Genomic DNA, 9,258 nt, shown 5'->3' on the forward strand with positions numbered 1-9,258 from the left:
TCTAACTGAGGATCTATGATTTCTGGCTTCGCAAACCCACAACGCTTTTTGGGCCTCAGCAACTGGCTGTTGCCGATTATTGTTGTGCTGGCGGTGATTGTTTCCGGCATCGGCGTGATTTGGTCGATGGTCTATGCTCCGGCTGACTATCAGCAGGGCGAGACGGCGCGCATTATGTATATCCACGTGCCGTCAGCTTGGATTGCGGTTGGTGCCTATACTGGCATGGCGATTGGCAGCATTTCGTTTCTGGTATGGGGCCATGCCTTGGGCGATATTGCTGCGAAAGTCATGGCACCGATTGGTGCCGCCTTCACCGCCCTTTGCCTAGCGACTGGGTCTATCTGGGGCCGCCCGACTTGGGGAACCTGGTGGGAATGGGATGGCCGGTTGACCTCCGTCTTGGTGCTGTTCTTCCTCTATTTAGGCTATATGGCGCTGCGCAGCGCGTTGGATGAAACGAGCAAAGCGTCAAAAGCGGCTGCCATCCTATGCTTGGTTGGCACCATAAACATTCCCATCATCCGGTTTTCAGTCGAGTGGTGGAACACCTTGCACCAAAAGGCCTCCATCATTCGCGCTGGGGGGCCGAGCCTTGACCCCAGTTTGCTACATCCCCTTCTTGTGATGGGCGTCGCCTATTTGTTGATCTTTGCCGCCTTGACCTTGGCCGCGATGCGCGCTGAAATCTGGAAACGCTCTGCAGATGCGATCCAGGCGAGGCTACAAGCATGACACCGCAGTTTGCTTCTGTGTCTGAGTTCTTTGTGATGGGCGGCTATGCCGGCTTTGTGTTTGGGGCTTGGGGGTTGAGCTTGGCTGTAATCGCGGGGCTTATTGGTCGTGCCATTCTGGCAGGCCAACATCAGAAAGCCCGCCTCGAAGCACTGCGCCAAGAAAAGGACGCGAGCACAAACCTATGAGCGCAGAGCCTAAAGCCAATCGCCTGATGGCGTTGCTGCCACTCGCTTTGTTTCTGGCCTTAGCCGGGCTGTTTGTTTGGGCCATGTTTGGCCAAAGGGTTGACCGCCACGCCAGCGCCCTGATCGGCAAGCCGGTTCCAGCAATAATGTTGCCAGATATGGCCGGCAAAACCCTCGACCTCGCGAGCTACAAGGGGCGCGCAGTCATTTTGAATGTATATGCTTCGTGGTGCGCGCCATGTCGGGTTGAGCATCCGATGCTATTACAATTGGCCAAGGACAAGCGCTTTGTCGTGGTTGGCTTGGCCTACCGCGACGACCCCAGCAAAACGCAAGCCTATCTCGAAGAATTGGGCGACCCTTACGCCCAGACTGGGATTGATCGCCAAGGTGCCGCCGGGGTGCAATTGGGCTTAGGTGGCGTGCCGGAGACCTATGTTATCAGCGCTAAGGGCATTGTCTTGACCCGGCATCAGGGCGAAATCACCCCGAAAATTGCTGGCGAACTGGCGCAATTGGCGGCGCGTAATTCAACCCCCTAGATCGGAGTTAGTAGGTTCCCCGTCGAAATTTGTTCGTAAATCATTAACGCGACGCAGATTAGCCCTGACGTCATGAAAGTTGATCCGCCTCTTTTTCCCCAGTCCTTAGGCCAAACTCCTGCCCCTGCGCGCCCTTCAGCGGACGCAACTGAGGCGCGCAAGGCCTTTGCTGCCCTATTGAGTGCCGCCAATCAACGCTCAAGCCTGCCGCGGGCCCCATCGGCCGAAATCCCGCCAGCCCGGCCTAATTCGGCTGCCAATTCAACACCGTCTGTCAAAGCAGAAGAACCAGCCACCCAAGCTGGCTTGGCCCGCCCTGGCCGCGTGATCGACATCCGTGTCTAAAGGTCAAATTTGTCTAAAATCCGATTCAAATCTGTTTTAAATCAAGCTCAAACTTAGCTTAATTCTTCCCGATTCAACGGGCGGTCTATTTGTAACCCATAGGTAATATCACCCTCGGTTACAACAACAAAGCGCCTAAATGGCGTTCCACCGATTGATGAAGGATCATACAATGATTGGCATCAACACCAGCTTAGGGGCTTTACAGGCCACAGCTGCAGGTCGCAGCTCGTAATGACCCATCCAACAAAGATTGGGACGAGATACGCGCTCGCGACACTTCTTCAGACAAGGGTCATAGGGGCATAGAGCTTGATCTGACGATACCTAAAAGCCTGCCTGACAAGCTACCCAAGCCACACCACTTGGACTTCCTTTCCCAGATGGAAGCGATCTTTACCGCCAAATCAGCGCTGGAAATCACAAGTGGCTTATCGGCAGATGCGGCTCGCCTACAAGCGCTGCAGATCCGTCAACAATTGGAGTCGCAGCCGCACGGAATCGCCCATCGCGAATCCCAACTCGCACTGGCGCTTTTCCGCTAGCCTCGGCTGACTTCACACCCTCTTTGTATGTGTGCCTTCGAGAGTTCAACCATGCCGACCCGCGTCGGCGTGCATGGGGCAGCTGACCGCGCCCTTGTGCTGAGCAAAGTTTCTCACCAACAGGGTCATAGCGCCCGTTTCAGCAACGCGTGACTTCAAGTCAAACCAGTTGCTAAATACAAGGAGATCACAATGATCAGTGTCAACACCAATATCGGTGCCATGGCCGCCGTTCAAAACCCCAACCGAACAGGCTTTGAGCTTCAGCAAACCCAATCTACCATCTCAACCGGAAAGAAAATTGCCAATGTCCGCGACAATGGGGCAGTCTGAGTTATTGCGAACAAAATGAGTGGCGATGTTGAAGGCTATAATCACGTGCGCAAATCGGTTGAACGCGAAAACGCCATCCTCGTTACCGCCAACGCAGCAGGTGAAGGGGTGATGGAATTACTCAATGAAATGAAGGCAAAGGCCTTGGAAGGCACCCAAACGGGTCTGTCGGCCTACTCATAAGCCGCTCTGGCAGCTGACTTCGCCCAATTGCGCGACCAGATCACAACGATCGTTGCCAATGCTTCGTTTGACGGGACCAATACGGTGGACGCCACACCCGATAGTGCCATTGCCTTCGGGGATTCCTCTGGCGGCAATGGCATTGCAATCCTCAGAGCAAACTTGGGTTTAAACGGCGGCGGCGTCACTGACACAGGAGCTTCGGCGGTTGATTCATCCGCCAATGCCACGACCGCCCTTGGGCAAGTCAACGCATCGATCACAGCTGTTGGCACGCAACTGGCGACTTGGGGTGCTGGTTCGAAGCGTTTGGACGTGCGTCGCGACTTTGAGGCGAAACTCTCCGATGCCCTCATCACGGGGATCGGTGCCATTTCCGACGCCGGCCTGAGCAAGGAAAGTGCGAAGCTGCAATCCTTGCAAGTCAAACAACAGCTGGGCATTCAGGCACTCTCGCTTGCCAATAGCTCTGCCCAGTCCGCGCTTTCACTCTTCCGCTAAGAGAAGAGACTTAAGAAGAAGCCCATTCAAAAAACTTGGCCCGGACGATACCGCCCGGGCCAATTTCTTGTTTATTTTTTGCTATGATTTAGCGAATGCCAGGTACGTGCAAAGCCGCTTCTGCTTCAGCTTTTGCCTTCATGGCACCGCCCGCATGACGGCCCAATTCGAGGCGCGCAATCGTGCGGTTATGCACTTCGTCTGGGCCATCTGCTAAACGCAGCGTACGCTGATGGGCGTAAGCCGACGCCAAGCCAAAGTCTTGGCTGACACCGCCGCCGCCATGGGCTTGGATGGCATCATCAATGATTTGAAGGGCCATGTTCGGCGCTTGCACCTTGATCATTGCGATCTCAGCGCGTGCAACCTTATTGCCGACCGTATCCATCATATAGGCTGCCTTGAGGCAAAGCAGACGGGTCATTTCGATGTCGATGCGGGCACGCGCGATGCGTTGCTCCCAGATCGAATGCTCGGCGACAGTCTTGCCAAACGCGACGCGCGTGGTGAGGCGCTGACACATTTTTTCCAGCGCCATTTCAGCGACGCCAATGGTGCGCATGCAATGGTGGATGCGGCCTGGGCCCAAGCGGCCTTGGGCGATCTCAAAGCCTGCGCCTTCGCGCAGGATTAGGTTTTCAGCTGGCACGCGCACATTTTCCATCTTCACTTCAAAGTGGCCATGTGGCGCATCGTCATAGCCAAACACGTGCAGCGGACGAACCAAGGTCACGCCTTTAGCATCCAGTGGCATCAGGATTTGGCTCTGCTGGGTATAGGATTTGGCGCTAGGATCTGTCTTGCCCATCACGATGGCGACTTTGCAGCGTGGGTCGCCGACGCCGGAGCTCCACCACTTGGTGCCATTGATGACATATTCGTCGCCATCGCGCACGATGGAGGTCTGGATGTTGGTCGCGTCGGACGAAGCAACGGCAGGTTCGGTCATCAAGAAGGCCGAACGGATTTGCCCGTTCATCAAAGGCCGCAGCCACTTTTCCTTTTGCTCCAACGTGCCATAGCGCATCAGCACTTCCATATTGCCGGTGTCAGGTGCCGAGCAATTGAACACTTCAGAGGCAAAGCCAACGCGGCCCAAAATTTCAGCAATCGCCGAATAGGTGACGTTTGACAGACCTGGGCCTTCAAATTCAAACGTATCGTCGACATGGGCTGCGCCATGGCTTGGCGGCATAAACATGTTCCAAAGACCAGCGGCCTTTGCTTTGACTTTGAGGTCTTCGACGACTTGGATGACCTTCCAACGCTCACCCTCAGCATCTTGTTGCTGATAAACCGGAATGGCAGGAATGATATGTTCCTCCATAAAGGCTTCAACGCGGTCGATCCAATGCTTGGTTACGTCTGAATGTTCGAAAATCATGTCGTGCTCCCTGTTTCGTGTTTTTCTACCTTCCTAATAACCTAGCCCCGTGCTGGCGGGAGGGCAATCGAAAGCATGAGACTTGAAGCGGATAAAACTGCGGCATAAACAGCGCGACATGAAACTTGCCCCCGTTACCGCACACCTACACGATGTTTCCTTGGCCCCGTTGACCGAAGCGGACCGTGCCGAGATGCAAGCAGCCGCCGCAGACCCTGCCCTGTTCCGTTTCTGGCCGCGCGATATGGCCGCAGACAAGTGGGATCATAATTTTGATTGGATGCTGCAGGAGCAAGCGGCTGGCCGGTGGCTTCTACATACGGTCCGGACAGGCGACGGGCGGCTGCTAGGCCAGACCTGCTACCTCGCAATCCGGCCAGAGCATAAGGGCGTTGAGATTGGCGGGACTTGGTATGTCGCCAGCGTCCACGGCACCCAAGTTAATCCCGTCTGCAAGCTAGCCTTGTTGGACAATGCCTTTGAATGCGGCGCGGAGCGCGTGGAACTAAAGACGGATGCCCGCAACGCGCGCTCTCGCGCCGCGATATTAAAGCTTGGCGCGTCGTTTGAAGGTATTTTTCGGCGACATCTCTTGCTGCCAGATGGCCATTGGCGCGACACGGCCTGGTTCTCCATCCTTCGTGACGAATGGCCAACTGTCAAAGCAGGGCTAGAAGCGCGACTGGCGCGCTGATCTTTACCCCAGCGCTTGGACGAGGGCTTTCAGCCGCTCGACCAAGCCCATTTCGTCTTCAGTAAAGTCATTTTCGACCCACCAACGCTCCAGCTCACGCAATATATATCCGATTGCAGGGCCCGGGCGTGCGCCAGCTGCCAGCACTTGCTCACCCGTCACCGGAAAGCGCGGGGCGACGAAGCCGCTTGACAGGGCAATCATCGCGCGCCACTGGCTGGTACGACGGGGTTCAGGATCATGCGCCCACGCCAGCCTGACGCGGTCGAGATAAAGCGGTGTCCCCATCCAATAAAGTGCACGCCGGACTTCGCGGGCTGACAGATAGGACTGGACCCCCGTTTGATCACCGGCCCACGCCAACAGACGATCACCCTCGGCGCTGGACAATTTAAGGCGGCTGACCAAGCCTGCGACACGGGTTGGATCTCTTGGCAACAGCGCCATCAAGCGCTGCAGGGCCTCAGGGTCGAGGAATAGGCTGTTCTCAATCTCGACCAAATGCTGCAAGGCTTCAAGGCCTTCAGCCTCGGGCAGAATGGCAGCCAAAACCCCGGTTTCAGCCATGGCCGTTAAAACGACACGTGGATCGGACGCCGCAAGCAGGCGCTTTAGCTCCATCCACACGCGTTCAACCGATAGTCTAGCAATGCCGCCTTGGTGGGCCGCACACGCCGCTAAAGCCACGGGGTCAAGCGCGCCCTTGCCGTAAAAAGCGTGGAAGCGGAAGAAGCGCAGAATCCGCAGATAATCTTCCGTGACGCGCGTCTCTGCATCACCCACAAAGCGGACGCGGCCAGCCTTAGCATCGTCAATGCCTGTGCCGACTGGATCAAAGACGCGGCCTTGGGCGTCACAATAAAGCGCATTCATGGTCAGGTCGCGCCGCTGGGCATCGGCCAACCAATCGTCGGTAAAGACGACCTCGGCATAGCGGCCATCGGTGGCGGCATCGGTTCGAAGGGTTGTCACTTCCACCGGCTTGCCCGCTGGAATGGCCGTCACCGTCCCATGTGCTAGCCCCGTGGGCACCACTTTGATACTTGCCGCTCGTAGGGCGTCGATCACAGCATCAGGTGCTAATTGGGTTGCAATATCAATGTCATGCGCCAGTTTACCCAAAACAGCATCGCGCACGCACCCGCCAACCAAGCGGGCACAGTCGGCCTGAACTGCATTGAGGGCAGTGAGAACAGCTTGCGCATCAAGGTTGCGTACCAAAGCATGAGTAGCGAGGCTGATTTCCGTCATGCTTCGCAGATAGGGCTGAAAGCGGCACGTGTCATCCCAAAGACTGTATAGCGCAAGTCACGCGTCACTCAAAGCCACCGGCTTGCTGCCACAATTCAATCTTGGTGCCATCGGGATCGACCAGCCAAGCGAACTTGCCATAGGGCTCTTGCTGAACATCGCCTTGCATCTCGCCACCAGCGGCCAAAATCCTGACCATCAACGCATCAAGGTCATCAACCCGAAAGTTTAGCATGACTTCCCGCGTCGATGGCGCAAAGTAGGTGGTATCAGCCGCAAACGGACTCCAGACTTGATCGCCATCCTGACCCGCCAATGAAAAGGTGACGCCATAATCATCTAGCGCCAAACCTAACACATCGCGATACCAAGCCTTGAGACGATCAGGTTCAGGGCTTTTGATAAAGACCCCGCCCAGACCCAGGATGCGTCCGCGATCTGTCATTGCCTGCCCCTATTCAAAAAGAGCTTTAAGCTCCCGCTTGAGGATTTTTCCATTCGCATTGCGTAACAAAGGCTCGTACATGATGCGCACATGCGCGGGGACTTTGAAGCTGGCAAGCGATGCACCGACCCAGCGCTTTAGCTCTTCCGCTGTCAGGGTCGAGCCCGGTGGCACCGTCACCACCGCACCGACTTCTTCGCCCAAAACCTTATGCGGCACGCCGACAATCGCAGCATCAGAAATATCGGGGTGCTTGTAGAGGATATCCTCAATCTCGGAACAATAGACGTTCTCGCCACCGCGAATGATCATGTCCTTGGCGCGATCGACGATGAAGATGAAGCCTTCCTCATCCATTTTGACCAGATCGCCAGACTTAAACCAGCCACCGCCAAAAGCCGCTTCTGTGGCTTCAGGCTTATTCCAATAGCCGACGATGACGTTCGGGCCACGGATCCAAAGCTCACCGACTTCGCCAAGGGGCACGTCTTGGCCATTGCCATCGACCACCCGCACATCATTGATCGGATGGGCAGGACCGCAGGACAGCGGCCGCAATTCATAATCTTCAGAGCCAATATTGGTGACGGCGGCAGAGGTCTCGGTAAGGCCATAACCCTGACCGGGCGACACTTTCGGGAAGGTCTCGACAATCTTGCGAACCAATTCCGCCGAAGATGGCGCACCGCCGTAAGAAACGCTCTCTACCGTGGAGGTATCAAACTCTTTCAATTGGGGATGCTCAATCACTTGCCATGCAATGGCAGGCACCCCGCCGAAGCTGTTGATCTTTTCCTTCTCGATCAACTCAATGCCTTTGAGCGCGTCCCAGCGGTGCATCATCACAATCTTTACGCCTTGCGCCACCGAAGGCACCAGAACGGCGTGACAGCCGGTGACGTGGAAGAAGGGGATAGCCAGCAAAGTTGCCTTTTTGGGTAAGGTTGGATCTGGCGCAGGCGGGGTCTCACCCCGACGCAGGAATTGGCGGGCGGTATTGACCATCATATTCATCAGATTTGTGATGACATTGCGGTGCGAACCAAAGGCACCTTTAGGCGCACCGGTTGTGCCGGAGGTGTAAAACAGGGTGCAGAGGTCTTCGGGATCAAGCTCGACATCTGGGGCCGCTGTCTCAGCCAAGTCCGCCCAAGAGACGGACTCGCCGATCAAATCCTCCAACGCGATCGCGCCAGCTGGCTTATCATCGCCGCCGCGCGCGACAATGAGTGCCTTTAGGTTCGGTATATTGGGCAGCTTTTCTGCGATACGGTCGGCACGCTCCACATCCACAATGGCGAGGACAGAGCCGGAATCGCGCAGGCCATATTCGAGCTCATCCGCCGTCCACCACGCATTCAGCGGGCAAATCATTGCACCAATGATGACGCTAGCCCAGAAAACCACAGGCCATTCAGGCAGGTTACGCATCACGAGCGCAACCCGGTCGCCCTTTTGAACGCCATAGGTGTCTTTCAGGATATGGGCGAGCTTCGCAGCCGCATTGGCGTGGGCGCGATAGGTAATCCGCTCATCGCCATACACCATAAACTCAAGCTCGCCGTGCGAGCGGCCAATCTCGAAGATGTCGCGCAAATTCTGTGGGCCGACCTTATAAACGCGAAGCTCCTGACCTCGAATGGTCTTGGTTTCGATCTCGAGTGGGCCACCGGGACCCGTTAGAATGGCATGCGTTTGAGCAACCGACATGGCTGGAAATGGCATTGGTGTTTCCTCTCCCTGATGGGATTATGTGCCGCCTCTTTGGGCATTTGTTGCAGGTATTCAACGAGAGAAGCTGCAAAGCAAGGGAGAATCATGCGACTTCTGGGATGATTGCAGCCAAAAAATCCTAGACCAACAATACCCACAGCAGGCGTGGCTGATTGCCGATGACAATTGCCATCATCGTCCCCACATAAAAACAAAGATTACGCCGTTTGATCCGGCCCTTAAAGGAGCATGTTATGCGACAAGTACGCCCAAAAAAATCGCCTAATCGCGCTTGCGCTGGCACTCAGCCTCCCACTTTTCGCCGCTGCCTGTGGGGCAAAGGACGATAATGTTGGTGGGTTCACCAACGACCTGACGGGTAATGAGATTAAGGTGACC

At 55.9% G+C, this 9,258-nt stretch carries 13 protein-coding genes; 9 read left to right on the top strand and 4 right to left on the bottom strand.

The window, feature by feature from the left end; all coding sequences use genetic code 11:
* Positions 1 to 15: 15 nt before the first annotated feature.
* From ACIQ20_RS03165 to ACIQ20_RS03200, 8 genes are all read left to right on the top strand, one after another.
* Positions 16 to 735, top strand: a complete 720-nt coding sequence (locus ACIQ20_RS03165) for a heme ABC transporter permease (protein WP_395777352.1) — start codon at positions 16 to 18, stop codon at positions 733 to 735.
* The gene (ccmD, locus tag ACIQ20_RS03170) at positions 732 to 923 is read left to right on the top strand and encodes a heme exporter protein CcmD (protein WP_395777354.1); all 192 of its coding nucleotides are present in this window, start codon (positions 732 to 734) and stop codon (positions 921 to 923) included. Before ACIQ20_RS03165 ends, ccmD begins: the two co-directional genes overlap by 4 nt.
* Positions 920 to 1,465: a DsbE family thiol:disulfide interchange protein gene (locus tag ACIQ20_RS03175; protein ID WP_395777356.1), complete on the top strand. Its 546-nt coding sequence runs from the start codon at positions 920 to 922 to the stop codon at positions 1,463 to 1,465. The genes ccmD and ACIQ20_RS03175 overlap by 4 nt, the downstream gene beginning before the upstream one ends.
* Positions 1,466 to 1,537: 72 nt before the next feature.
* The gene (locus ACIQ20_RS03180) at positions 1,538 to 1,810 is read left to right on the top strand and encodes a hypothetical protein (RefSeq protein WP_395777358.1); all 273 of its coding nucleotides are present in this window, start codon (positions 1,538 to 1,540) and stop codon (positions 1,808 to 1,810) included.
* 383 nt (positions 1,811 to 2,193) lie between these two features.
* A complete protein-coding gene (locus ACIQ20_RS03185) occupies positions 2,194 to 2,355 on the top strand; it encodes a hypothetical protein (RefSeq protein WP_395777360.1) in 162 nt (53 codons plus the stop codon).
* A 192-nt stretch (positions 2,356 to 2,547) separates the two neighbouring features.
* Positions 2,548 to 2,688, top strand: a complete 141-nt coding sequence (locus tag ACIQ20_RS03190; protein ID WP_395777362.1) for a hypothetical protein — start codon at positions 2,548 to 2,550, stop codon at positions 2,686 to 2,688.
* Positions 2,689 to 2,703: 15 nt separating this feature from the next.
* Positions 2,704 to 2,871, top strand: coding sequence for a hypothetical protein (locus ACIQ20_RS03195; protein WP_395777364.1), 168 nt, complete (start codon positions 2,704 to 2,706; stop codon positions 2,869 to 2,871).
* Between the two features lie 27 nt (positions 2,872 to 2,898).
* Positions 2,899 to 3,372 carry a flagellin gene (locus ACIQ20_RS03200; protein WP_395777366.1) on the top strand — a complete coding sequence of 158 codons (474 nt, stop codon included), beginning with the start codon at positions 2,899 to 2,901 and terminating at the stop codon, positions 3,370 to 3,372.
* A gap of 88 nt (positions 3,373 to 3,460) precedes the next feature.
* Here the strand turns inward: ACIQ20_RS03200 and ACIQ20_RS03205 are convergent, their stop codons facing one another.
* Positions 3,461 to 4,756, bottom strand: a complete 1,296-nt coding sequence (locus ACIQ20_RS03205; protein ID WP_395777368.1) for an acyl-CoA dehydrogenase family protein — start codon at positions 4,754 to 4,756, stop codon at positions 3,461 to 3,463.
* A 118-nt stretch (positions 4,757 to 4,874) separates the two neighbouring features.
* On the opposite strand from ACIQ20_RS03205, the gene ACIQ20_RS03210 reads away from it, so the two are divergent.
* On the top strand, positions 4,875 to 5,450 hold the full coding sequence (locus ACIQ20_RS03210) for a GNAT family N-acetyltransferase (protein WP_395777370.1): 576 nt from the start codon (positions 4,875 to 4,877) through the stop codon (positions 5,448 to 5,450).
* Between the two features lie 3 nt (positions 5,451 to 5,453).
* Here ACIQ20_RS03210 and ACIQ20_RS03215 read toward each other — a convergent pair whose 3' ends face one another.
* From ACIQ20_RS03215 to ACIQ20_RS03225, 3 genes are all read right to left on the bottom strand, one after another.
* The gene (locus ACIQ20_RS03215; RefSeq protein WP_395777372.1) at positions 5,454 to 6,701 is read right to left on the bottom strand and encodes a CCA tRNA nucleotidyltransferase; all 1,248 of its coding nucleotides are present in this window, start codon (positions 6,699 to 6,701) and stop codon (positions 5,454 to 5,456) included.
* Positions 6,702 to 6,765: 64 nt separating this feature from the next.
* Positions 6,766 to 7,146, bottom strand: a complete 381-nt coding sequence (locus ACIQ20_RS03220) for a VOC family protein (protein WP_395777374.1) — start codon at positions 7,144 to 7,146, stop codon at positions 6,766 to 6,768.
* Between the two features lie 9 nt (positions 7,147 to 7,155).
* Complete coding sequence (locus ACIQ20_RS03225) at positions 7,156 to 8,871, bottom strand: class I adenylate-forming enzyme family protein (protein ID WP_395777376.1); 1,716 nt, start codon at positions 8,869 to 8,871, stop codon at positions 7,156 to 7,158.
* Positions 8,872 to 9,258: the final 387 nt, after the last annotated feature.

Source organism: Aquidulcibacter sp. (assembly GCF_044346625.1).
Lineage (GTDB): Bacteria > Pseudomonadota > Alphaproteobacteria > Caulobacterales > Aquidulcibacteraceae > Aquidulcibacter.

What these genes read in the sequence shown, in the direction of transcription:
- ACIQ20_RS03165 (WP_395777352.1), top strand. Translation starts at nt 16, where the DNA reads ATGATTTCTGGCTTCGCAAACCCACAACGCTTTTTGGGCCTCAGCAAC.
- ccmD (WP_395777354.1), top strand. Translation starts at nt 732, where the DNA reads ATGACACCGCAGTTTGCTTCTGTGTCTGAGTTCTTTGTGATGGGCGGC.
- ACIQ20_RS03175 (WP_395777356.1), top strand. Translation starts at nt 920, where the DNA reads ATGAGCGCAGAGCCTAAAGCCAATCGCCTGATGGCGTTGCTGCCACTC.
- ACIQ20_RS03180 (WP_395777358.1), top strand. Translation starts at nt 1,538, where the DNA reads ATGAAAGTTGATCCGCCTCTTTTTCCCCAGTCCTTAGGCCAAACTCCT.
- ACIQ20_RS03185 (WP_395777360.1), top strand. Translation starts at nt 2,194, where the DNA reads ATGGAAGCGATCTTTACCGCCAAATCAGCGCTGGAAATCACAAGTGGC.
- ACIQ20_RS03190 (WP_395777362.1), top strand. Translation starts at nt 2,548, where the DNA reads ATGATCAGTGTCAACACCAATATCGGTGCCATGGCCGCCGTTCAAAAC.
- ACIQ20_RS03195 (WP_395777364.1), top strand. Translation starts at nt 2,704, where the DNA reads ATGAGTGGCGATGTTGAAGGCTATAATCACGTGCGCAAATCGGTTGAA.
- ACIQ20_RS03205 (WP_395777368.1), bottom strand. Translation starts at nt 4,756, where the DNA reads ATGATTTTCGAACATTCAGACGTAACCAAGCATTGGATCGACCGCGTT.
- ACIQ20_RS03210 (WP_395777370.1), top strand. Translation starts at nt 4,875, where the DNA reads ATGAAACTTGCCCCCGTTACCGCACACCTACACGATGTTTCCTTGGCC.
- ACIQ20_RS03215 (WP_395777372.1), bottom strand. Translation starts at nt 6,701, where the DNA reads ATGACGGAAATCAGCCTCGCTACTCATGCTTTGGTACGCAACCTTGAT.
- ACIQ20_RS03220 (WP_395777374.1), bottom strand. Translation starts at nt 7,146, where the DNA reads ATGACAGATCGCGGACGCATCCTGGGTCTGGGCGGGGTCTTTATCAAA.
- ACIQ20_RS03225 (WP_395777376.1), bottom strand. Translation starts at nt 8,871, where the DNA reads ATGCCATTTCCAGCCATGTCGGTTGCTCAAACGCATGCCATTCTAACG.